At 28.6% G+C, this 23,897-nt stretch carries 21 protein-coding genes; 9 read left to right on the top strand and 12 right to left on the bottom strand.

All coding sequences use genetic code 11. The annotated features are described in order from the left end of the window. The first annotated feature begins 9 nt into the window (after positions 1-9). The 6 genes from thiD (at position 10) to U8307_RS00215 (ending at position 4,450) form a co-directional block, all read left to right on the top strand. On the top strand, positions 10-789 hold the full coding sequence (thiD, locus tag U8307_RS00240; protein WP_326909105.1) for a bifunctional hydroxymethylpyrimidine kinase/phosphomethylpyrimidine kinase: 780 nt from the start codon (positions 10-12) through the stop codon (positions 787-789). Positions 790-1,114: 325 nt separating this feature from the next. Then, on the top strand, positions 1,115-1,603 hold the full coding sequence (locus tag U8307_RS00235) for a pyridoxamine 5'-phosphate oxidase family protein (protein ID WP_326909104.1): 489 nt from the start codon (positions 1,115-1,117) through the stop codon (positions 1,601-1,603). A 340-nt stretch (positions 1,604-1,943) separates the two neighbouring features. Next, positions 1,944-2,318, top strand: coding sequence for a GntR family transcriptional regulator (locus U8307_RS00230; protein WP_326909103.1), 375 nt, complete (start codon positions 1,944-1,946; stop codon positions 2,316-2,318). Positions 2,319-2,321: 3 nt separating this feature from the next. Continuing rightward, entirely contained in the window at positions 2,322-2,567 is a 246-nt protein-coding gene (locus tag U8307_RS00225; RefSeq protein ID WP_326909102.1) for an ATP-binding cassette domain-containing protein, read from the top strand. Between the two features lie 28 nt (positions 2,568-2,595). Then, positions 2,596-2,781, top strand: coding sequence for a hypothetical protein (locus U8307_RS00220; protein ID WP_326909101.1), 186 nt, complete (start codon positions 2,596-2,598; stop codon positions 2,779-2,781). A gap of 706 nt (positions 2,782-3,487) precedes the next feature. Then, complete coding sequence (locus U8307_RS00215) at positions 3,488-4,450, top strand: tyrosine recombinase XerC (RefSeq protein ID WP_326909099.1); 963 nt, start codon at positions 3,488-3,490, stop codon at positions 4,448-4,450. Positions 4,451-4,505: 55 nt separating this feature from the next. On the opposite strand, the gene U8307_RS00210 is transcribed toward U8307_RS00215, so the two are convergent. Together U8307_RS00210 and yneA are read right to left on the bottom strand one after the other, a co-directional pair. After that, complete coding sequence (locus U8307_RS00210) at positions 4,506-6,392, bottom strand: endonuclease MutS2 (RefSeq protein WP_326909098.1); 1,887 nt, start codon at positions 6,390-6,392, stop codon at positions 4,506-4,508. Between the two features lie 409 nt (positions 6,393-6,801). Beyond that, a complete protein-coding gene (gene yneA, locus U8307_RS00205; protein WP_326909096.1) occupies positions 6,802-7,104 on the bottom strand; it encodes a cell division suppressor protein YneA in 303 nt (100 codons plus the stop codon). A 144-nt stretch (positions 7,105-7,248) separates the two neighbouring features. On the opposite strand from yneA, the gene lexA reads away from it, so the two are divergent. After that, positions 7,249-7,872 carry a transcriptional repressor LexA gene (gene lexA / locus U8307_RS00200; RefSeq protein WP_326909094.1) on the top strand — a complete coding sequence of 208 codons (624 nt, stop codon included), beginning with the start codon at positions 7,249-7,251 and terminating at the stop codon, positions 7,870-7,872. A 122-nt stretch (positions 7,873-7,994) separates the two neighbouring features. Here lexA and U8307_RS00195 read toward each other — a convergent pair whose 3' ends face one another. Genes U8307_RS00195 through miaB form a run of 6 tightly spaced genes read right to left on the bottom strand, consistent with a single transcriptional unit; the run spans position 7,995 to position 16,566 of the window. Continuing rightward, on the bottom strand, positions 7,995-9,296 hold the full coding sequence (locus tag U8307_RS00195) for a methionine gamma-lyase family protein (RefSeq protein WP_326909092.1): 1,302 nt from the start codon (positions 9,294-9,296) through the stop codon (positions 7,995-7,997). Between the two features lie 8 nt (positions 9,297-9,304). Next, a complete protein-coding gene (gene hfq / locus U8307_RS00190) occupies positions 9,305-9,556 on the bottom strand; it encodes an RNA chaperone Hfq (RefSeq protein WP_326909090.1) in 252 nt (83 codons plus the stop codon). Positions 9,557-9,569: 13 nt separating this feature from the next. Then, positions 9,570-10,514 carry a tRNA (adenosine(37)-N6)-dimethylallyltransferase MiaA gene (miaA, locus tag U8307_RS00185; protein ID WP_326909088.1) on the bottom strand — a complete coding sequence of 315 codons (945 nt, stop codon included), beginning with the start codon at positions 10,512-10,514 and terminating at the stop codon, positions 9,570-9,572. Between the two features lie 18 nt (positions 10,515-10,532). Beyond that, a complete protein-coding gene (mutL, locus tag U8307_RS00180) occupies positions 10,533-12,458 on the bottom strand; it encodes a DNA mismatch repair endonuclease MutL (RefSeq protein WP_326909086.1) in 1,926 nt (641 codons plus the stop codon). A gap of 15 nt (positions 12,459-12,473) precedes the next feature. Then, complete coding sequence (gene mutS / locus U8307_RS00175; protein ID WP_326909084.1) at positions 12,474-15,095, bottom strand: DNA mismatch repair protein MutS; 2,622 nt, start codon at positions 15,093-15,095, stop codon at positions 12,474-12,476. 34 nt (positions 15,096-15,129) lie between these two features. Beyond that, positions 15,130-16,566 carry a tRNA (N6-isopentenyl adenosine(37)-C2)-methylthiotransferase MiaB gene (gene miaB, locus U8307_RS00170; RefSeq protein WP_326909082.1) on the bottom strand — a complete coding sequence of 479 codons (1,437 nt, stop codon included), beginning with the start codon at positions 16,564-16,566 and terminating at the stop codon, positions 15,130-15,132. A 321-nt stretch (positions 16,567-16,887) separates the two neighbouring features. On the opposite strand from miaB, the gene U8307_RS00165 reads away from it, so the two are divergent. Both U8307_RS00165 and U8307_RS00160 read left to right on the top strand, forming a co-directional pair. Beyond that, complete coding sequence (locus tag U8307_RS00165; protein ID WP_326909080.1) at positions 16,888-18,471, top strand: peptide chain release factor 3; 1,584 nt, start codon at positions 16,888-16,890, stop codon at positions 18,469-18,471. A gap of 96 nt (positions 18,472-18,567) precedes the next feature. Then, positions 18,568-20,010, top strand: coding sequence for a spore germination protein (locus U8307_RS00160; protein ID WP_326909079.1), 1,443 nt, complete (start codon positions 18,568-18,570; stop codon positions 20,008-20,010). A gap of 73 nt (positions 20,011-20,083) precedes the next feature. Here U8307_RS00160 and U8307_RS00155 read toward each other — a convergent pair whose 3' ends face one another. The 4 genes from U8307_RS00155 to U8307_RS00140 form a co-directional block, all read right to left on the bottom strand. Continuing rightward, on the bottom strand, positions 20,084-21,061 hold the full coding sequence (locus tag U8307_RS00155; protein WP_326909077.1) for an acyl-CoA dehydratase activase: 978 nt from the start codon (positions 21,059-21,061) through the stop codon (positions 20,084-20,086). Next, positions 21,042-22,139 (bottom strand): 2-hydroxyglutaryl-CoA dehydratase, encoded by a 1,098-nt coding sequence (locus tag U8307_RS00150; protein WP_326909075.1) that lies wholly within the window; start codon positions 22,137-22,139, stop codon positions 21,042-21,044. The genes U8307_RS00155 and U8307_RS00150 overlap by 20 nt, the downstream gene beginning before the upstream one ends. Continuing rightward, complete coding sequence (locus tag U8307_RS00145) at positions 22,111-23,031, bottom strand: acyl-CoA dehydratase activase-related protein (protein WP_326909074.1); 921 nt, start codon at positions 23,029-23,031, stop codon at positions 22,111-22,113. Before U8307_RS00145 ends, U8307_RS00150 begins: the two co-directional genes overlap by 29 nt. A gap of 128 nt (positions 23,032-23,159) precedes the next feature. After that, complete coding sequence (locus U8307_RS00140; RefSeq protein WP_326909072.1) at positions 23,160-23,849, bottom strand: HesA/MoeB/ThiF family protein; 690 nt, start codon at positions 23,847-23,849, stop codon at positions 23,160-23,162. Positions 23,850-23,897: the final 48 nt, after the last annotated feature.

The following is a 23,897-nucleotide window of genomic DNA, read 5'->3' as shown; positions in this document are numbered from 1 at the left end:
GGTGAAAAAATGAAAAAGGTATTAACAATAGCCGGATCTGACTCAAGTGGCGGAGCAGGTATCCAAGCAGATTTAAAAACTATGAATAGTCACAAAGTTTACGGTATGAGTGTTATAACAGCATTGACTGCTCAAAATACAACCGGAGTATATGGTGTATTTGAATCTTCGCCAGAATTTGTATCAAAGCAAATGGATACGATTTTTACTGATATATATCCTGATGCAGTTAAAATAGGTATGGTTTCAAATAAAGAAATAATATCAGTTATCGCCGATAAGCTTATTCAATACAAAGCAAAAAAAATAGTTCTTGATCCGGTAATGGTAGCTACAAGTGGAAGTAAACTTTGCAAGGATGATTCAATTGAAATGCTTATAAACAAATTAATACCTCTGGCGACTGTAATAACGCCAAATATTCAAGAAGCTCAGGTGCTATGTGGTTTTGAAATTCAGAGCAAGGAAGACATGCAGAGAGCTGCAGTTAAAATATCAGAAAGTTATTCAGGTTATATTCTTATTAAAGGAGGGCATTTAACTTTCAGCAGTGATGATTTGTTATATTGTAATGGAAAGTTTATGTGGTACGAACAAACAAGAATAGAAAGTCAAAACACTCATGGAACAGGATGTACACTTTCATCAGCAATTGCTTGTAACTTGGCTGAGGGTTATGATATTAAGACAAGTATACAAAATTCAAAAGAGTATATTACAGGTGCTTTAAAAGCAGGATTAAATATAGGAAAGGGAAGAGGACCTTTAAATCATTGTTGGAATCTTTAGTTGTGTGTATGTAGGACTCCTAGCAAATAGTCAAGCTATAGGGATACAATAAAAAGTCCACAGTGTCTGATTGCATTATATAGTATAAATAAGTAAGACGCCGAGCAAATTTTTAAAGCTTCAGTCGCTACGCTTCTTCAGCTTCTAAGTTTATATATTACCGGAAATATCAATTGCAACAGTAATTATAAAGAGGTATGGATTTTATGGCTCGGAAGAAAATTACATGATTGCATTAAATGTGGAAATAAGTTACAATTATAGTGTGGGTACATTGATTCGGGAGAGAATAGAACCTGCTACCATTAAGAGAGGAGAAATTATTATGTTTAGAGAAATGAGAAGAAAAAAACAATTGTTAGCGGAAGAAAAGACTGTAGATATTCTAAAGTCATGTACATCTGGTGTGCTAGGAGTAATAGGTGATGACGGTTATCCATATACTGTTCCTGTAAGTTATACTTATAAAGATGGTAAGATATATATACATAGTGCAAAACAAGGACATAAAATTGATAGTATAGTAAAAAATGATAAAGTGACTTTTTCAGTAATAGAGAAAGATGATGTAATTCAAGAAACATTTACTACTCATTTTAGAAGTGTTTCTATATTTGGTAGGGCAAGGATTCTTACAGAGGATTCAGATAGACGACAAGCCCTAGAGAGTTTAGTAGAAAAATATTCACCGGATTATATTAAAGAGGGACAACTAGAAATTACTAAAGAATGGAACAGAGTTTGTTTAATTGAAATTAAAATTGAACATATGACCGGCAAAGAGGCTATAGAACTTGTAAATAAAAATAATTAGTTAGGCATAAAATCTTACATTTGATTTTTCTGATGAAGTAAACAATTCATACTCTGTTCAAGCTTTGGTAACTGTAGAATATGAGATGAATAATATAAAATGACAAGGGTAAAGAAGTATGAATATAGTTTAAATAAGCGCATTATCTAGTTGATATGATAATTAACAAAACAGGGTTGTTGCATTGAGAAATCAGCGTAACGCCTTTTTTTATGATTTATTTAAACAATTATGATTTATTTAAACAATATAGAAATTATTTCACCTATTATAGAATTTTTTATTGACAAAGCATCTATAATGTGTATAATGAATATATACATTATAGATGGTGGTAAAGATGAATATAATAATTAGTAATTCAAGCGGTCAACCTATTTATGAACAGATTGTTTCACAGATAAAGTCACTTATTATTTCGGGCGAATTAAATGAAGGAGATGCGCTGCCTTCAATGAGGCTTTTGGCAAAAGAGCTGCGAATCAGTGTGATTACAACAAAACGAGCATATGAAGAACTTGAAAGAGAGGGATTTACCGTTTCCTTTACCGGAAAAGGAAGTTTTGTTGCAAGCCGGAATATTGATTTAATTAAAGAGCAACAGCTGAAGGAAATTGAAAATCATATGCAGGAAATTATTAAATTATCTTATAATTGTGGGATAAAGCTAGACGAATTAATAGAAATGTTGACTTTATTTTATGAAGGAGAGTAACTTATGGAATATGCATTGAAATTAGAAAATGTAACAAAGAAATATAAAGATTTTAAGTTAGACAATGTTAATATTGGCATGCCTAAAGGATGCATAATGGGTTTTATTGGAGAAAATGGAGCTGGCAAAAGTACAACTATAAAACTTATTCTAGATTTAATAAATCGAGACGAAGGAATAATTACAATTTTAGATAAAGATAATAAAAATGAAATGTATTCGATTAAGGAAAATATCAATCCTATTTAAATTTGGAGTGGAAAAAGGGCGTATTTTAATGATGATAGTTTTGTTTGCTCCAACAGGAATCATAGTGATATTGTCTAAATTAGGACTTGAAATGCCATCTTTTGATGCAGAAATTCTTAAATTAATAATATATTTATCTCCCGTATTTGCTTTAGTATTATTTTCAATATCAGTTTTGATTTCATTATCAATATATAAGAATAAAGAATTTTAATATGAAGCAGTAAGCTTATTAAATATAAATAAAAAAGCTATTAAATTGAAAGGGAGATGTTAAAATCTCTCTATAAATATAAAATTTTTATGTCGCAAAATATCTATTTTGCGACATAAAACCATTAATTTGAGAGAAGAGCCCTTAAAATAGTTCAAATTTCACTATTTTGTTAACTTTAGTCATTTTAATATAAAAACAGGTTTTGTGATGATATAAATTAATTTGTCTTAGATGGTTTAATTTATTTTATAGATTAATTTATATTGATTTATAATTATATTATGCAATTAATTATATAAAATATATATTTTCACACATTAATTATATAGGTTTAGTTTTCTATGGCTAATTGCTAGTCTTTGTAAAAACGACGCCTTAAAATGCGTTTTAACGAAAGTTATTTTATCAAACGACTATTTATACCTTTAGTTTTTAATGACATTAAATAGAAAATCAGATAAAAAAAACGAGGCTTTAAAATGCGTTTTAACGAAAGTTATTTCATTAATTGACCATTTATACCATTAGTATCAAAACTATTTGGATATTTCTAGTACTATATCAGAAAGTTTAATAATTTTAACAAAAATAAAAACAAAGACTTTGATTTTTATTTTTTTGAAGGCTTGTCTTTCTTCCCATTTTTGTATATAATTTAATTATAAAGATTTTGCGACAATTTAATTTATCCAAGGAGAATATTATGTATACGAATTATAATGACCTATGCCCTCCTCCAATGAGTGATTTTTTAGAATATATGTTATCTATTAAAGGCAGATCAGAAAAAACGGTCAGTGAATACTTCCTTGACCTAAGAACCTTTTATAGATTTATAGTAGTAAGATATAAATTAAGTTCTAAGATTGACGTTTTTGATGATATAGATATTAACTTAGTTACTTTAGATATTTTAAAAAAAATTAAAATTATGGACCTTCATGCTTTTATCGCTTTTATGGACAGAGAAAGGAATAATTCTAATAGAACTAAGGCTAGAAAAATTGCATGCCTTCGCTCTTTTTTTAAATATTTATATTCCATTGTTAGGTTAATTTCTGAAAATCCTGCCATTGACTTAGAAACTCCAAAAAAAAACAGTCGTTTACCTGTAGCTTTGTCTTTAGATGAATCAAAGGATATACTTACATCTATTAATGGGGCTAATGAAAAACGTGATTTTGCAATAATTACATTATTTTTAAATTGTGGGCTTCGATTATCAGAGCTAATAAGTATTGATATAGATAAAATCAAAGGTGATACATTAACTGTTGTAGGTAAAGGTAACAAGGAAAGAACAATTTACTTGAATGATGCCTGTGTAAAAGCCATTGAAGATTATCTTGCTGTAAAACCGGATTCAAAGCCTGGCCATGAAAACGCGCTATTTTTAAGTAATCGTAAAACTAGATTCACTCAAAGAGGTGTTCAACACATGGTTTGTAAATACTTAAATGAAGCCGGTTTATCTGGCAAGCACTACTCTCCTCACAAATTGCGCCACACTGCTGCAACTTTGATGTATCAGTATGGTAATGTAGATATTAGAGCACTTCAGGAATTACTTGGTCATGAAAGTGTATCTACTACACAAATTTATACGCATATAGATAAAAAACAATTACGTGAAGCTGTTAAACATAATCCTTTAAATGATATTTAAAAGTATTTATTAAGCCAAGCTCTAGTATTAATAATGTAAGAGCTTGGCTTTTCAATTATTTACTTTCCTTTTTCATAAGTTTTTTCAGAGCTTTTTTGGATCCTCTAGCAATATCTTTTTCCAATTTTCTATCTTCAAAACTTGTAAAAAGAGTATTTAAATCATAATCTGAAGGATATAAATCCTTGGCTTTATATTGTAATTTAATTTGTTTTATATTAACTTCTATGAAGTCATCATTATAAAGAACAGTAACGTTGTTAAATTCATTTTTTGATTTATATATTAAACCATAGTCTTTATATTCAGATAAATATACTCTATCTCCTATTTCATAGGTAAATGAAATATCATTATTAGAAATATATTTTTCAATTCTAACTTTACCTTTATCAACAATACTATAATCATAAACTTTAGTATCAATATAACTTTTAGCTCTTTTAATTACATTGTTGTTTATTCCCATTTTATCTGCAATCCACAAAGCATTGCTTTTCCCTGATTTTCCAATTTGTAATTTGTATAAAGGCTCTAATGTTTCATTATCAAAAAGCATCGCTGCATTTTCAAAATCAGTATGATTCAAAGTGTAGTTCTTAATTTCGCCATAGTGTGTTGTTGCAACAGTAATTGCTCCTTTGTGATATACTTCTTCTAGCATAGATATTGCTAAAGCTGCACCTTCGTTAGGCTCAGTTCCACTACCTATTTCATCGAAAAGCAAAAGGGTTGATTTATTTGTTTTATTAATGATTTCAGCTAAGTTTTTAACGTGAGATGAAAATGTACTTAACGCATTTTCAATACTTTGATCATCTCCAATATCAGCAAAAATACTATTAAATATAGATATGTTTGAACCTTCATCACATGGTATGTGAAAGCCTGATTGCACTGCTAATGTTAATAAACCAACAGCTTTCAGCACAACTGTTTTTCCACCTGCGTTAGGGCCAGTAATAATAAGTGTTCTATAAACTTTTCCAATGGAAAAGTTTAAAGGTATAATATTGCCTTTAAGTAATGGATGACGACCGTTAATAATATTAATATAGCCATAATCATTTATAATTGGCGAAATTCCTTGAATTTCGATACTGTATTTTGCTTTAGCAAATATCATATCATATATACCAATTACTTCTATATTTCTTGTTATTTCGTCTATATAATCCTTAACTAATCCAGTTAAAAATGATAAAATTTGATATTCCTCATCAGATTCTTGAGCCTTAAGTTGTAATAATTCTGATGTATATTTACTAATAATTGAAGGCTCGATGAAAACTGTTGAGCCAGTAGAAGAAGTATCTACAATCATTCCATCTACTTGATTTTTATAAGACGATTTAATAGGAATTGTAAATCTTCCATTTCTATTTGTTATAAAAAATTCCTGAATATATTTTTTATTTTTATCTGATTTTAAAAAACTCTCTAGCTTTTCTTCTATTTTAATTTCAGTATTTTCAATATGTTTTCTTATTTTTTTTAGTGTTTTTGTTGCATTAGAATCTACAGAATTATTGTGTATACAAGTATTAATTTCATCTTCAATACTAGTTAATTCCTTTAAAGAATAACTGTAACTCATTAATGTAGGAGCATAGAATTTCTTATCTTCCATAAATAGTTTTACTTTTCTGCAACCTCTTAAAAAGTCAGATACATTATTTAATGCTTCTGGAGTTAGTATAGCACCTTTATTTAAATTTGCAACTATATTATCAATGTTAACAATTCCTTGTAATGGCACATTGAAGCTTTCTACAATTCTTCTTCCTTCTGTTGTTTCTATGAGTCTTTTTTTCACAGTTTGGATATTTGAAGAAGGTTTTAGTTTGTTAATCAAGTTTTTGCCTAAAGTGCTTACACAAAATTCTTTTACGTTATTTTTCAATTCTTCATATTGTAATTTTTCAAAAGTATTATTGTTCATTTTTTCCCTTTCTTTTTAATAAACTAAACTATGAAAGAATAAAAGGTAGATTTATAATATATTTGTCGCACAAAAAAAAGCTGCGGATATCCACAGCTATATTTTCTATATTTTCTATATTTTCCAGAATATATAAGAAAATTAATTATATATACAATAAAATAATTGTCATATATAATATTAGTGCGTGTATCTTCCATAGACATGATAAATAAGCGAATGAAAACAAGGATGTTTTTTTAACATCACTTGTGTTTAAACTACTTTGCTCATTTACTATTAAATTAATCTATTGGATTGATACACTCTCTAACATAAAATCTCCTATTTAAAATCTACCTTGATATTATTATATTAGCCATTAATTAAAATGTCAAGAAAAACTCGATTAGTTATTATATATGATATATTAATGTAAGGGAATTTTAATTATATCGCCTGGGTATATTGAAGCATTATGTATATCGTTTACAATTGAAATTTCATATATTATTTCTCTTATTTCTCTATTGTCGGTATAAAGTGATGCAATAGACCATAAGGTGTCCCCTTCTTTTACATTTACATAATCAAATTGAGGTATATCTTTAGAATATGCATTTAAAGTCATAATAAATGTAAAGGCCAATATACTAATTAATAATATTGTTATGAACATAAATCTTTTGAATTTTTTCATATTATTTACTTTATACTTATTCATTATAATCATATTACCACCTCGAACATATTTTCTATAATAATTGTAACAGAACATTAGTTCGAAGTCAATACATATTTTACAATTTTTACAAACAAATGTTTGATTTTTGTATATAAATGTGTTAAAATGAAGGAAAACAAAAGAGGTGGACGAATGAATTGTGAAGGCTTAAGCGATAAGCAAGTAAAGATATTAGAATACATAAAGGATGAATTAACTTTTAGGGGCTATCCTCCATCTATAAGAGAAATATGTAAGGCTGTTGGTTTAAGTTCTACTTCTTCAGTACATGCTCACTTAAATACTTTAGAAAAAAAAGGATATATTAAAAAAGGAACAAATAAAAGAAGAGCTCTCGAATTAATAGATGTTGATGACATATGTTGCAATATGCCTAAAAAAGAAATTGTTAATGTTCCTATTATAGGAACAGTTACTGCAGGATCACCTATTCTTGCAGTTGAGAATATTGATGATACTCTTCCTATTTCTATTGATTTTGTAGGTAATAATGATTCCTATGTATTAAAAGTTAAAGGCGAAAGTATGATTGAAGCTGGAATTCTAAATGGTGATTATGTGATTGTAAATTCTCAAAACACTGCAGATAATGGTGATATAGTTGTAGCGTTAATTGGAGATGAAGCTACAGTTAAGACGTTTTATAAAGAAAAGGATCATATTAGGTTACAACCTCAAAATAGCTCAATGGACCCAATTTTAATTAAAGAACCATACATATTAGGAGTTGTAAAAGCTGTAGTTAGAAAATATTAATAGAATTAAATTAAATATTTTTAATATAAAAAATAGGTAGTTGGCTGAGGATGAATCAGATAACTACCTATTTTAAATTATATTATATATTAAGCTAATATTTTTGTAAGTTAATAATAAGTTTATTTTAGATGAATTTTATTTTTAATGTCATCAAAGTCTAGCAATTTTTGTAGAGACAGCATTACTCCTAATTTAGCATGGTCGTAGAACAATCCGCCCTGAATATATGCAATATATGGAGCTCTCATAGGAGCATCTGCACTTAATTCTATTGATGATCCTGATATAAAAGCTCCTGAAGCCATAATTACTTGGTTTGTATATCCTGGCATTTCCCATGGCATTGGTGCTACATGAGCATCTACAGGAGAAGAACTTTGAATTGCTTCACAAATTTTAACAACCATATCTTTGTTATTGAATTTAATCGCTTGAATTATATCGCTTCTTTCATCATCTAAAGTTGGGGTAACTTCGTATCCTAATGAACTAAAAACACCTCCAAAGAGTATGGCTCCTTTCAGAGCTTCACTGACTATATGTGGTGCAAAGAACAATCCTTGTAGAGTATTTCTTGTAGTACCATATGTAAGTCCAATTTCTTTTCCAACTCCAGGCGCAGTTAAGCGGTTAGCTACACGATTTATTATTTCCTTTTTACCAGCCACATAACCACCAGAAAGAGCTATTCCTCCTCCGGGATTCTTAATAAGTGATCCTACAATTACATCAGCACCTACATCTGAAGGTTCGATATCATCAATAAATTCACCATAACAATTGTCAACCATTATGTATATATTTGGATAAACTTCTCGTATTTTATCAATAGCAGTTTTTATTTTTGTCAAAGTTAATGCTGACCTAAAACTATAACCTGTTGACCTTTGAATCATAAGTAGTTTAGTTTTCATGGTAATTTCTTTGATTGCTCTTTCCCAATCAATTTCACTATTATATAATGGTATCTCCTTATATTTAATTCCACTTTCCTTTAGATTACCTGGCTCGTTACCTTCTTCTCCTAATACAGTAAGGAGCGTATCATATGGCTTGCCTGATATTGCTATTACTTCATCATCATATTGTAATATGGATGAAAGTGTTAAATATAAAGCATGCGTTCCTGATGCTATAGAAGGTCTTACTAATGCATCTTCTGTATTAAATACCGAAGCAAATATTTTCTCTGTTTTTTCTCTTCCAATATCGTCATAACCGTAACCTGTATTCCAATAAAAATTAGTATAATCTAAATTATGTTCTTGCATTGCATTTATAACTTTATATTGATTATACTCTCGTACCAGTTCGATTTTTTTAAAGTATTTATCTTTAATATTTTTTTCAATATTTGCGACATAGTTAAATACATCTTTACTTATACCGAATTGTTTACATAATATATCTTCTGTTAACATATATTCTCCTATTTTTCTTCTTCTATAGTTTCATTAGTTTCATTGTTGAATATTTTCACTTTTTTATATGGTAAAATTGATGTTATTGCGTGTTTATAAACAAGCTGTTGACCTTTGTCTGTTTCAATCATTATAACATAATTATCAAAACCCATTACAGTACCAGTAAGTTTGTATCCATTATTTAAGAATAGAGTTATTGTTGTTTTTCCGCGCCTCACATTATTTAAAAAAGAATCTTGTAAATTAATTGGGTTCATTTTAATTCCTTTCTTATTTTATTTTTTTCTTTATAGTTGTATATTCGAATATCTCTTCAATTATATTATCGATTTCATTAACATCACCAATTTGAAACCACTTAACGTTTGGATCTTTTAAAAACCAGGTAAATTGCCTTTTGGCAAATCTCCTTGTATTTCGTTTTAATATTTTCACAGCTTCTTCAAGGTTGGTTTCACCTTCTAAATAATCAATAATTTCTTTATATCCTATTCCTTGCATTGAAACTAGATTCTTATGATAGCCCTTATCTAAAAGTGTTTTTACTTCTTGTATTAGACCATCAGATAACATTTTTTCTACTCGTTGATTTATCCTTTCGTATAGGATTTTTCTATCCATACTTAATCCAATTAAAAGATGTTCATACTTTTCGCTATATTTTCTTATATCAGTATTTATTTCAGAGAATTTCTTACCTGTAATATCATGTACTTCTAACGCCCGCATTACTCGTTTTACATTATTTTTATGTATTTTTTCTGCAGACTCAGGATCTACGTCTTTTAACTTATTATATAAAGCTTCCTTACCATGCTCATAATAAAATGACGTATAGTAATCTCTTATTTTCGTGTCAGATTTTGCATTTCCAAAATCTAAATCATATATTAATGAATTAACATATAAACCGCTCCCCCCTACTATAATTGGAGTTTTATTTTTTGAAAGAACATTGTCGATTATTCTTTCTGATTCGAATTTAAAATCTGAAACTGAATAGTTTTCATCAGGATTAATTATATCTATCATATGATGAACTATTCCTTGTTTTTCTTCTTCTATGATTTTTGCAGTTCCTATATTCATTCCTCTATATACTTGCATTGAATCTGCCGATATTATTTCTGTTTTTAATTTTTTTGCTAATTCTATTGAAACATAGGTTTTTCCTACCGCTGTAGGACCGACTATAACAATTATTTTATTATTCATTTATTAATCCTTTATTCATTAACTTTGAATTCTTTCAAACATTCTTTCAATTTCATATTTTGACATTTTAATTATAACAGGCCTACCATGTGGACACGTGTAAGGATTATCAGTATTTCTTAAATTTTCAATTAATTTTTTAATTTCAAGAGTATGTAATTTATCTCCTGATTTTACTGATTGTACGCATGCATTCTTTATAATTTTATCAATTTGTATATTTGATTTACTAATTCCTTTTATAGAATCAAGAATCGTATAAAATAATTCCTTTATATTAGTATTACTAAAAATAACAGGTATATTACTTATCAGTATAGCATTAATACCAAATTTTTCAAAAGAAATACCTAAGTTTTCAAAAATATTTTCATTGTCTGCTGCTATAGAAAAATCTTCATAGGATAAATTTATAACTTCTGGAACAATTAGTTCTTGTTTTAAAATTTCACTATTTTGAAATTGATATAAAAATTTTTCGTAATTTATTCTTTCATGTGCAGCATGTTGATCTATCATATACATTTCTTTTTTTGTTTTATTTTCGCATATTATATATGTGTCCATTATTACACCGATAATTGAAAGTTCTGGTATTTTTTCAATTATATTTTCTTCAATAAGTATTTGTTGTTTTTTATTATCTTTATCCTTTGTTGACAAATATATTTGGGTATCACCTTCACCTTCTGATATACAATTATCTTCAAGTGTTTTATAATTTTCATCTTTCTTTATTGAATCTTCAATGGCTTCTTCAAATATATTTTTATTTTTAATATCATTATCTACTTTGTAGTTAACTTCTGTAAATTTAATATTATCTATATTGTTTAAATCATCATAATTTATATGTAAAGTATTTTCAACACTTTTATTATCAAAAATAGAATTATTTACATTTGTTTTTTTAGATTTTTCATGGAAAGTTTCTTTTTTAATTTCTTTAATTATATTAGCAGAGTTAAGAGCCTTATATATTGATTTTTTAACTTCATTTAAAATAAGTTCTTCATTTTGAAACCGTAGTTCTGTTTTAGCAGGATGAACATTTACATCTATTAATGCGGGTTCAACTTCAAGTTTTAAAAAACATGCAGGATATTTGTTTTTAGGCAGCAAAGTATTATAAGCTGCTTCTATAAAGTAGTTAATTCTTTTGTGCTTAATATATCTACCATTTACAAATATTAGCTGATGTTTTCTATTACCTCTGTAATAATTTAAGTTCGTTGTATATCCTGTAATTTCAATTATATCATTTTTGTAATTTACGTTTAATAATGAATTATAAAGTTCTTTATCATAGAGACTAGAAATAGTATTTATGAAATTATTTGTTTTCGGTGTTTTAAAAGCAACATTGCTATTATTAATATACTTAAATGATATATTTTCTTTGCTTAGAGCTAAGGAAGTTACTATTTCATTAATATGGCTACTTTCAGATGCATCGCTTTTTAAAAATTTTTTTCTAGCAGGAACATTATAAAAAAGTTCTGTAACAGTTATTGTTGTTCCCACAGGACATCCAATATCTTCTTTAACTATAACTTCTCCACCCTTAATTTCAAGCTTTATACCATATGTATCATTATTAGTTCTAGAAATTACATTAACATGAGAAACGGCAGCAATACTTGCTAAAGCTTCTCCTCTAAAACCTAGAGTAAACAAGTAATTTAAGTCGTCAGAAGATTTAATTTTACTAGTGCAGTGTCTTTTAAAAGCTTCTTCTATTTCGTTTTTGTCTATTCCTTTACCATTATCTGATATTCGTATTAAGCCTTTTCCGCCTTTTTTTATTTCAACAATTATTTCATCAGCTTCTGCATCAATGGAATTTTCAATAAGTTCTTTGACTATTGATTTAGGATTTTCTATTACTTCTCCTGCTGCTATTTTATTGATTGTATCATTGTCTAACAAATGTATTTTAGCCATTTTAATACCTTCTTATTAAATATGCTTTGCTTTTTCTATTATATCGTTTAATAAAGTTAATGCTTTGATTGGTGTTAAGTTATTTACATCTATATTTTTAATAATTTCAGCAAAATCTTTGTATTCCTCATTATTACTCACTATAGGGTTTTCTGCAAACATGGAAACTTGAAATTTATCAGATACTCTTTCTTTTTTATTTTTGGCAAAAGGTTTTGTTATGTCACTTTCGCCTAATTGTTTCAAAATTTCCTTAGCTCTAAAAACTACTTCTTCTGGAAGTCCGGCTAAATTTGCAACTTGAATTCCATAACTTCTATCAACACTACCTTCAGTTATTTTACGTAAAAAAATTATTTTATCATCAGTTTCCTTAATTAATATTCTATAGTTTTTTACACTTTTTAATTTGCTTTCAAGTTCTGATAATTCATGATAATGAGTAGCAAACAATGTTTTTGCCTTAATTTTTTTAGTTATATATTCTACAACACTCCAAGCTATACTAAGGCCATCATAGGTACTTGTACCTCTACCAATTTCATCTAAAATCAAAAGGCTGTTTTCAGTAGCATTGTTAAGAATATTTGAAACTTCGCTCATTTCAACCATAAAGGTACTTTGACCTTGAGATAAATCATCAGAAGCTCCAACACGAGTAAAAATTTTATCTAAAATGCATATTTCAGCAGATTTTGCTGGAACAAAACTTCCAATATGAGCAAGGAGAGCTATTAATGCAACTTGTCTCATATATGTGGATTTACCCGCCATATTTGGTCCGGTTATAATTGACATTCTATGTTCTTTATTGTCTATATATGTGTCATTTGGAACAAACAGTTCGTTTTTAATTATTCTTTCTATAACAGGATGCCTTCCATCAACAATATTCATATATCCGTTATTATTCATTACCGGTCTTGTATAGTCATTTTTAACAGCAGCAATTGCAAGAGAATTGAGTACATCAATAATTGCTATATTATGGGCTGTTTCTTGTATTTTAGTAACTTGACTTTTTATATATTGTCTTACTTCTAGAAATAAATCATATTCAAGTTTCATTACCTGTTCATCTGCATTTAAAATTTTAGCTTCCATTTCTTTTAGTTCAGGAGTTACATATCGTTCACAATTAGCTAGTGTTTGTTTTCTAATATAATTATCGGGTACGCTTTTTAAATAAGATTTAGTAACTTCTAGATAATAGCCAAATACTTTTGTATATCCAATTTTTAAGTTTTTAATACCTGTTTTTTCTCTTTCCTCATTTTGAAGTTGTGAAATCCAATTTTTGCCATTAATTGATATTTCTATTATTTCATCAAGTTCAACATTATAGTTTCTTTTAATAATTCCACCTTCCTTTATTGAAATAGGAGGTTCATCAACTATAGATTTATCGATTATGTCATAGATATCTCTTAATGTATCGAAGTTATCACATATATTAGAAAACATTTTTGATTTTAATTCTGATATTTCTGTTTTTAAATCAGGTAAATTTGAAACTGACTGCTTTAATGCAACTAAATCTCTACCATTACAATTACCATAAACTATCCTACTAATTAATCGTTCAATGTCATAAACATTTTTCAGGTACTCTTTTATGTTGTTTGATGCCATAACATTATTAAATAACTCTTCAACAGAATCTAACCTATTATTTATGTTAGTAATATTCTTCAGAGGTTCTTCAATCCATTTTTTTAATTTCCTTCCACCCATTGCAGTCATAGTATTATCTAATACATGATATAACGTTCCTTGACCCTTTTTACCTCTAATAGTTTCAATTAGTTCAAGGTTTTTTCTAGTACTAGAATCTAAATGAAGGTATTCACCAGTATTATAAAAATGAAGCTTATTTATATGCTCCAATGAAGTTTTTTGTGTTTGATTTAAATAATCAATTAGCATGCCTAATGAAATTATAGCATTTATATTATCAGATATTCCAAAGGAATCTAATGATACCACATTAAAGTGATTTAATATAATATTTTTATATTCTGTAAACTTTAAAATATCAGTAATTGAAATTCTTGAGTCAATAATTTCATCACCTGTAAGTTTGTTTGAAATAATTTCAGAAGGATTTACTTTATTGATTTCTCCATTTAATAGTTCATATCTCTTATTACTATTAACAGCATAGTCACTTAATGATATATTTTCTGTTACATATAAATCTCCAGTTGATACATCCACATATGATATGCCAAAGCCTTCCGCAATATATATACAACATAAATAGTTGTTAGTTTTTTCATCAAGCATACTTTGTTCAATTACAGTTCCAGGTGTTACGACTCTAACTACATCCCTTTTCACTATACCCTTCGCAGTAGCTGGATCCTCAACTTGCTCACATATTGCTACTTTGTAGCCATTTTCTATAAGCTTTGGTATATAATTATTTACTGCATGATGTGGTACTCCACACATAGGAGCCCTTTCTTCTTGTCCACAATCACGCCCTGTAAGGGCAATTTCTAAAACTCTAGACGCTATAAGTGCATCTTCAAAAAACATTTCATAAAAATCTCCAAGTCTATAGAGCAGTATACAATCTTTGTATTGTTCTTTTATTCCTAGATATTGTTCCATCATAGGTGTATATTTTGCCATAATACAACTCCTTTTTTTAATGGCTGGATATAGTTTATTTATCTTTTACTATATCCCCTTCCATATGGAATGTTTTTGCACTAGTGATTTTTATATTTACCATTTGACCAATTAAATCTTCGCTACCTTTAAAATGTACAAGTCTAAAATGCTCTGTTCTACCAGTTAAGAAGTTATCACTAGTTTTACTTATTGATTCAACTAAAACTGGATATACTTTACCAATGCATCCTTCGTTCTTTGCTAGAACTATTGGGTATAATACTTCTAATAATCTGTCAAATCTATTATGTTTAATATCATCAGGTATTTGATCTTCCATCAATGCAGCCTTGGTTCCTTCTCTCATTGAATATAAGAATGTAAAAGCTGAATCATATTCTGCCTTTTTGACTACATCTAAAGTTTCTTGAAAGTCTTCTTCTGTTTCCCCTGGGAAACCAACGATTATATCAGTTGTAATTGCAATATCAGGTACTGCAGACTTTAACTTTTTAACAAGTTCAAGATAATGCTCTTTAGTATATTTACGATTCATTCTTTTCAAAACATCATTACTTCCTGCTTGTATAGGTAAGTGTACATGGTTACATACTTTGTCACAATCTTTAATTGCCATAACTAAATCATCCGTTAAATCCTTTGGATGGGACGTCATAAATCGAATGCGTTCTATACCAGTTATTTTATTTAATTCATATAATAACTTAGCAAATGTAAACTTATTCTCTAAATTATTACCATAAGAGTTAACATTTTGACCTAATAAAGTAATTTCTTTACAGCCTTCTTGTGCAAGGGCATTAACTTCATTAATTATTTCAATTGGTTCTCTGCTTTTTTCTCTTCCTCTTACGTATGGAACTACACAATAAGTACAAAAATTATTGCATCCATAAGTTATATTAACTAATGCCTTATAATTAAACTTTCTTGATTTAGGCATATCTTCAAAAATAAGGTCTGAATTATCAATTATATCTACACTTTTCTTTTTATTTACTTCAACATTATAAATTAAATTCGGTAGTTCATGAATTGTATTTGTACCAAAGATAATATCTACAAAAGAAAATGATTTTAGAACCTTATCTCTAATTTCTTCTTTTTGCATCATACATCCACATACTGCTACAATCATATCAGGTTTATTTCTTTTTAATCCCTTTACTTCACCTAATTTCCCAAACACTTTTAATTCTGCATTTTCTCTAATAAGACATGTATTAAAAATCACTAAATCAGCATTGTGTTCATCAGAAGTTTCATCATATCCTATTGATGATAACATTCCAGCAATTTTCTCTGAATCATGTTCGTTCATTTGACATCCATAAGTTAATATATGATAAGTTTTCCTTTTCCCATTTAATATAAAATATTGCTCGTTATTATTTTTTAATTTAATAACTTTTTCGCTTGTTAAATTTGTATCTTTGTTTATATTGATTATATCTTTTTTATTGCTCATTAGTCTCCAACTTTCTATTTAAAACATTTTATTAGTACTTGCCACGTATAGTGGCGTAAGACATTATTTTACCTTGTTATATTCAAAATATTATATCACTTAATAAAGATTAGTTCAATATAAAAATGCTTAATTTTACAACGTTAGTTTAACTATAAACTATAAGAAAGTAACAATTATTGAGTTATAAGGTAAGATAGATATATTACGTTCTATTCAACTTCTGAAAAAATTATATTTTATACTTTATATTTTCACATAAATGATGTAAAATACGAAAGGTAGAAAAACTAGAAGATAATAAACGAGAAAGGAAATTTCATGACAAATAAAGAGCAGATAAATAAACGACGCATCTTTGGTATCATATCTCACCCGGATGCAGGTAAAACAACATTAACAGAAAAACTTTTATTGCATGGTGGCGCTATTCGTGAAGCTGGAAGTGTTAGGGCAAGAAAAAATTCTAAATATGCAAAGTCTGATTGGATGGAAATAGAAAAACAACGTGGTATTTCTGTAACCTCTTCTGTAATGCAATTTGAATATAATGATAAAGTAATTTCAATTATGGATACACCAGGTCATAATGACTTTGGTGAAGATACTTATCGTATTTTAACATCAGTAGATAGTGCTGTAATGGTAATTGATGCTGCTAAAGGTATAGAGGCTCAAACTAAAAAGTTATTTCAAGTATGCAGTATGCGAGGTATTCCAATTTTCACATTTATTAATAAGTTAGATCGACATGGAATGGATCCCCTTGATTTAACACAGGAACTTGAGGATGTTTTAGGACTTCCATCGGTTGCAGTTACTTGGCCTATAGGTGCTGGCAAGGAATTTGAAGGTGTTTATGACCGATTAAATAATACAGTTTATTTATTCAGAAAAAAATTAGAAATTAAGCTAGACGATGATGGGGTTCATTCAACTAAACTTGATGGTATTTTAAATCCAGGTAATTTAGAAGTTTTAAGAGATGCAATGGATCTTTTAGATGGTGCTGGAAATGAATTTAATATAGAGGAAATAAAAAAAGGTAAATTATCACCAGTTTTTTTTGGATCTGCACTAGCAGACTTTGGTGTAACAGAATTTTTAAATCATTTTCTAAGCATGTCTCCTCCACCAACTACAAGAAAAACTACAACTGGTGTAGTAACTCCTACAGATGATGTTTTCACTGGATTTATTTTCAAAATCCAAGCCAATATGAATCCAAATCATAGAGACAGATTAGCATTTATGAGAATATGTTCAGGAACATTTACAAGGGGTATGAATGTAACTTTAGCTAGAACAGGAAAGCAAATGAAATTAAGTCAATCAACACATTTAATGGCAAATGAACGAGAAACGGTAGATATAGCTTATGCTGGAGATGTAATAGGTATTTATGATACTGGTAACTTCCAAATTGGAGATACTTTAATGGAAGGAAAAGAAATAATTAACTTTGAACCCTTACCTACTTTTCCTCCAGAATTATTTAGCCGTGTAAGTGCAAAAAATTCTCTTAAGGGAAAAAACTTTCAAAAAGGTGTAGAACAACTTGCTCAAGAAGGTGCTATTCAAGTATATAAAAACCAATATAATGAAGTCATTTTAGGTGCTGTAGGTGTTCTCCAGTTCGAAGTATTTGAATATCGTTTAGTAAATGAATATAATACAGAAATTAGAATGGAAAATATAGATTTTACTGTTGCAAGATGGGTTAAAACAAAAGATTCTGATAGTCTTAAAAAATATCAAAATTCTAGATGTATGCTTGTTTTTGATCATTATGAAAGACCGGTATTGCTTTTTACAAATCAATATGCCTTGAGGAGTTTTCAAGATCGTTATGAAGACATTGAATTGGTAGAAGCACTTAATGTTAATGATGTAATTGTTGAATAATTAAAGCGACTGTTTACTTAAAAGTAAACAGTCTTTTTTAGTATAACAAAAAGTATAAATGGGAAGTCTATAAATAATTAACTTATAGGAGTGAACATGGATACTTTTGAGAATATCAAATTAAACAAATCCCTTAAAAAGAATAAAGATATTATTCAACAAAGACTTCCTATAAAGAAAAGTTTTGATATTATAGGAAGAGAATTAATTATTGGGCAAAGAGAAGCGTATTTAGTTTTTATAGACGGCTTTGCAAAGGATGATATTATGCTTTATATTTTAGAAGAACTCCAACCTTTGCAATTAGAAGATATTGATAAAAAAAATATAATAACATTATTACTAAAACAAAAAATAGGATATATCGAAGTAGAAACCTTTACAAATATAAAACAAATGGAATCGGCTGTGTTATCTGGAGCTTCAGCGCTTATAATTGATGGTGAAGATGAAGGATTAATTATTGATTCCAGATCTTATCCTGTACGTAGTTCTTCGGAGCCTGAATTAGAAAAGGTTACTAGAGGTTCCCGCGACGGTTTAGTAGAAACGATAATATTCAATACAGCTTTAATTCGTAGAAGATTAAGAGATCCTAATCTAATATTTGAAATAAAAAGTGTTGGTAAAAGATCTCAATCAGATGTTGTTATTGCTTATATTAAAGATATGGTAGATGAAAAACTTCTAAAAGAAATTCAGGATAAAATAGATGGTGTTGATGTAGGTGCATTAGTAATGGCTGAAAAAACCTTAGAAGAACTTATAATAAAAAAACACTGGTATAATCCCCTTCCCCAAGCTAAATTTACGGAACGACCAGATGTTGTAGCATCTCACTTAATGGAAGGTCATATTGCGATTATAGTTGATACATCTCCAAGTGTTATGTTATTGCCTGTTACAATGTTTCATTTTACTCAACATGCTGAAGATTATTATCAAAATATCGCAGTAGGTACTTATTTGCGTTGGATACGCTTTTTAGGAATGATTTCAGCCTTTATACTTCTTCCGCTATGGCTTTTATTAGTTAATAATCCTCAGTATATCCCCTACTTTTTAAATTTTATTGGGCCAAAGGAATCTGGTACTATTCCTTTATTTGTTCAGTTTATTTTACTTGAGTTTGGATTTGATTTACTGCGACTTTCCTCTATACATACACCTAGTGCATTAACTACTTCTTTAGGTATAATTGGAGGATTAATATTAAGTGAACTTGCAGTCACAGTTGGTTTTTTTGTATCGGAGACTGTACTTTATATGGCGCTTGTAGGAATTGGAACTTTTGCAACACCTAGTTTGGAATTCGCAATGGCAATACGAATTTTCAGGCTATTTCTACTTGTATTAACAGGACTGTTTAATGGCATAGGATTTTTTATAGGATTATTAGTAATTTTTATTATTACTTACAATACGAGTTCCTTTAAAAATGCTAAAAAGTATACATGGCCATTGTTTCCATTTGAATGGAAACCTTTATCACATATATTGTTCCGAATGCCAGTACCAAAAATAAGAGGAAAGTTGTAGGGTTTGCATTGACTGCAAATCGCGGGACGCATACAATGCGTCCCCTACAGAATATTGGATTAGGATATAAGAACTAAGCTAATAAATTTTCATTAATTTTAATTAATTTATTACTCCATTTGCCACATCTATCTCCAAAATATCCTATAATATTATTATTTTCGTAAATTTTAACAACTTCACATTTATTAGAGCAACCCTCACATTCATGACTTTTTGACTTAATATCACTATCTGATATTTCAAATCCTTTAAATTTTGTTTTTTTAGCTTTTTCTGAATATGATTTTGCGATGATTGCTGCCCCAATTGCTCCCATCATACCATAGTTGTCAGGAACATATACTTCAAAACCTAAAGCATTTTCAAAGGCATCTTTCATTCCTTTATTTGCAGCAACACCGCCTTGAAAAAATACTATAGGTTGAATTTCCTTTCCCTTACCAATATTGTTAAGGTAATTTCTTACTAAAGCATCACAAAGTCCTCTAATAATTTCACATTTATTATATCCAAGCTGTTGCTTATGAATCATATCTGATTCAGCAAATACTGCACAACGACCTGCAATTCGTACTGAAGTGTTAGCTTTAAGAGCATAGTCGCCGAACTCTTCTATTGGTATTTCCAATCTTTCAGCTTGCCTATCTAAAAATGAGCCTGTTCCGGCAGCGCATACAGTGTTCATTGCAAAATCAGAAACTACTCCGTTTTTTATTACAATTATTTTAGAATCTTGACCGCCAATTTCTATTATGGTTCTTACATTTTTGTTTTTATCTAAAGCAGCAACTGCATGAGCAGTAATTTCATTTTTTACTGTATCAGCTCCTATAATAGTTGAAGCTATTTGCCTTCCACTTCCAGTAGTTCCAGCTCCCTTAATTTCAATTCCTTTATATTTATTTTTTAAAATTTTAAAACCTTCTTGAATAGCATTTATTGGGTTCCCCCTAGTTCTTAAATAAATTTTTTCAATAACATTCATAGAATTATCTAATATAACCAGATCAGTACTTACCGAACCTACATCAACACCTAAGTAATACATCTTTCTGTCTCCTTTCTAGTAAATCTATAAAAGCTTCAATTCTAGTGATATAACCTGCTTCTCCTGTCATTTCATCAACAACTAAGGACATAATTGGAAAGTCTTTATCCTTTGATATTGTTGGTAAAATTGATTTAGATACTATTTCAGGCATGCATCCCATTGGAAATATTTGAATAGCACCATCAAAGTTATCTTCGTAAGCTAAAACAGCTTCACCAATACATTCTCTAGCATGGCCGCCTATGTAAAGTGGCAGATATTCTTTAGATCCTTTTTTGATATCTATAGAATTAAGTTTAGTTGGACTTAAAGCAGTATTTTTAATCCACCAACTTGGAGTAAGTTTTCTTTTTGTAGAAACACCATAATCCATAAGCTTATCTTCAATACATAAATTAGAAAAAGGTTCAATAACAGTATAAATCTCTCCTATTATTGCTACCTTTAAAGGATTTTTATTAATATCAATAGAAATGTGATTTATTTTATGTTTATAATCTATTAATAGATTAATCATTTCTAAAGGGCTTTTACATTTTAAAGCATCTGTTTTGCAATTATTTAATAAAGATTTACAATTTCCTTTTATTTTTTCATAACCTGCTAAATTATGTGCTGAAGCTTCAATATCATCCATTAAATTCATTACTTTAATCGCATCTAATAATGCTTTTGTTTTTTTATATTTAGATTTTTTGCTATTTAAAGAGAATCTTGTAATCCTTTTATACAATTCTTTTATTCCAATATCTTTAGGCATATCTATTACTATGAACTCCAAATTATACCCTAGTTTTTTTAATAAGTTCATCTGTAATTCACAATATTCACCAAATCTACATGGTCCACAGCTACCAGTTAGTATAACAGTATCTGCTCCTTGTTTTATAGCTTGAATATAATTGCCAATCATAATCTTGAAAGGTAAACACATTTCCTCAGGAGAATGAAGTGAACCAATATTTAAAGCATTTCTGCTATTCTGGGGTGGAATAACATATTCTATTCCTAAACCCTCACATAAGACTTTAGCCGCTAAATAAATATTACCCATTTGTGGAAATGTTACTTTCAATTTCATATCTCCTTTCGAGCATGTCAACAAAAGCTTCTAACCTAGTGTTGATTCCAGCTTCTCCAGTTTGTTCATCAATTTTAAGAATTAAAAAAGGGAAATCACAAATTCTGTCTTTTATTAATTCAACAATTACGGAATCTATTCCACAATTAAAAGAAGAAATATATACAATTCCACCTACCTCTTTATTTTTAGATGCATTAACAGTAAAACCATAATTATTTCTAGCAAAAGTCCAAAATGGTTTTTTATATAGATTTTTTGCTTCAGTGTTTATTAAATTAGTATCCATATATTCTTCTGTTATAACGCCTACACCTAAGTTGTTAAGTTTTTTAATTACATTCATATTTACATAATTGTCATAAATATTATATGGATGACCTGATAATGCAACTTTCAATTCGTATTTTTTATCATTTATACCTGTTTTATGTTTTTCCTGTTTGTCTAATGCTTTCATAAAAGCACCTTTAATTTTTAAATTGTTTTTTGTGAAAAGTTTACCAGAACTTTTTGCCCAATAATATAACTTTCTTTTTGATGAAGCATAAATCGGCGCTGTTATTGTTTTGGGCATATTTGGAATACTATTTAAGACCATTTCAGGTAAACCACAAAATTTCGGACATATATATTCATTTTTGTGGAGTTGCATCAATCTAGGAATAACAATGATATCACATTTATCCTTTAAAAAAGAAATATGACCATGAAATATTTTTATAGGCAAACATGCTTCATCTACACAATATTTAACTCCTGCATCTAAAACTTCTTTATTTGTATTAACTGATGTAATTATTTCAGCACCTAATTCACTAAAAAACGTAATTAAAAAGGGATGGTATTTATAATACAGCAACCCCTGTGGAATTCCTACTTTCATATTACCTCCAAATTAAATAATATCACAAATTATATTATTTCTATAATTTGTGATATTATTCTTATTTAGGAAATAATTATTAAATTATACTTATTATCTCATTGTTTTATCGTATGTCTTATAAAAGCTTATTTTAATTTAATTATCATATAGTCATGTTGAAGTAAATCTACAAATAGCATTTTATTATGTAAAAGTTCCCCTTTATTTAGTAAATATTTTAAAACTTCTGCTACTTCTATAGAAGCTATTAATGCAGGTGTAAACGCTGGATTACCTAAATTATTTTCTACGCCAACAACATTATCATCTGGATATATAAGGTTAAGAGTATCATCGCCAGGCAGTATAAAACTTACTTGGCCATACCAGCCTCCAATGGAGCCATGTACAAATGGTATCTTTAGATTTTTACAAACTTTTTGTAATAAAAATCTAGATGATATATTGTCTACAGCATCTACTACTATATCTACTCCAGAAAGTATTTTTTCTGCATTTGTTTCATCAAAGTATTCTACACGGCAATTATATTCAACATTTGAATTAATGTTTGTTAAACGCGCTTTTGCAGCCTCTGCTTTGAATTGACCAATATTCTTTTCAGTTGCAAATATTTGTCTATTCAAATTGCTATCATCTACTTTATCTGCATCTACTAAAATAAGTTTTCCGATACCGAGACGTGATAGTTGTTCTGATATATGTCCGCCTAAACCACCTAGACCAACAACAGCAACTGTAAAGTTTGCTAACTTTTCTTGTTCTGTTGTACTTATAAGTTCCCTATTTCTAGAGTATCTTAAATTATCAAACAATTAACCACCTCCTAATTTATATCAAGTAACTTATCTTTTTATTTGTAT

The sequence above is a fragment of the Sedimentibacter sp. MB31-C6 genome, assembly GCF_035934735.1.
In the GTDB taxonomy this organism is placed as follows: domain Bacteria; phylum Bacillota; class Clostridia; order Tissierellales; family Sedimentibacteraceae; genus Sedimentibacter.
This window is presented reverse-complemented; position numbering and strand designations above follow the sequence as displayed.

Bases quoted from the DNA above. Each gene is read 5' to 3' on its own strand.
- thiD (WP_326909105.1), top strand. From the start codon at position 10: ATGAAAAAGGTATTAACAATAGCCGGATCTGACTCAAGTGGCGGAGCA.
- U8307_RS00235 (WP_326909104.1), top strand. From the start codon at position 1,115: ATGTTTAGAGAAATGAGAAGAAAAAAACAATTGTTAGCGGAAGAAAAG.
- U8307_RS00230 (WP_326909103.1), top strand. From the start codon at position 1,944: ATGAATATAATAATTAGTAATTCAAGCGGTCAACCTATTTATGAACAG.
- U8307_RS00225 (WP_326909102.1), top strand. From the start codon at position 2,322: ATGGAATATGCATTGAAATTAGAAAATGTAACAAAGAAATATAAAGAT.
- U8307_RS00220 (WP_326909101.1), top strand. From the start codon at position 2,596: ATGATGATAGTTTTGTTTGCTCCAACAGGAATCATAGTGATATTGTCT.
- U8307_RS00215 (WP_326909099.1), top strand. From the start codon at position 3,488: ATGTATACGAATTATAATGACCTATGCCCTCCTCCAATGAGTGATTTT.
- U8307_RS00210 (WP_326909098.1), bottom strand. From the start codon at position 6,392: ATGAACAATAATACTTTTGAAAAATTACAATATGAAGAATTGAAAAAT.
- yneA (WP_326909096.1), bottom strand. From the start codon at position 7,104: ATGATTATAATGAATAAGTATAAAGTAAATAATATGAAAAAATTCAAA.
- lexA (WP_326909094.1), top strand. From the start codon at position 7,249: ATGAATTGTGAAGGCTTAAGCGATAAGCAAGTAAAGATATTAGAATAC.
- U8307_RS00195 (WP_326909092.1), bottom strand. From the start codon at position 9,296: ATGTTAACAGAAGATATATTATGTAAACAATTCGGTATAAGTAAAGAT.
- hfq (WP_326909090.1), bottom strand. From the start codon at position 9,556: ATGAACCCAATTAATTTACAAGATTCTTTTTTAAATAATGTGAGGCGC.
- miaA (WP_326909088.1), bottom strand. From the start codon at position 10,514: ATGAATAATAAAATAATTGTTATAGTCGGTCCTACAGCGGTAGGAAAA.
- mutL (WP_326909086.1), bottom strand. From the start codon at position 12,458: ATGGCTAAAATACATTTGTTAGACAATGATACAATCAATAAAATAGCA.
- mutS (WP_326909084.1), bottom strand. From the start codon at position 15,095: ATGGCAAAATATACACCTATGATGGAACAATATCTAGGAATAAAAGAA.
- miaB (WP_326909082.1), bottom strand. From the start codon at position 16,566: ATGAGCAATAAAAAAGATATAATCAATATAAACAAAGATACAAATTTA.
- U8307_RS00165 (WP_326909080.1), top strand. From the start codon at position 16,888: ATGACAAATAAAGAGCAGATAAATAAACGACGCATCTTTGGTATCATA.
- U8307_RS00160 (WP_326909079.1), top strand. From the start codon at position 18,568: ATGGATACTTTTGAGAATATCAAATTAAACAAATCCCTTAAAAAGAAT.
- U8307_RS00155 (WP_326909077.1), bottom strand. From the start codon at position 21,061: ATGTATTACTTAGGTGTTGATGTAGGTTCGGTAAGTACTGATCTGGTT.
- U8307_RS00145 (WP_326909074.1), bottom strand. From the start codon at position 23,031: ATGAAAGTAGGAATTCCACAGGGGTTGCTGTATTATAAATACCATCCC.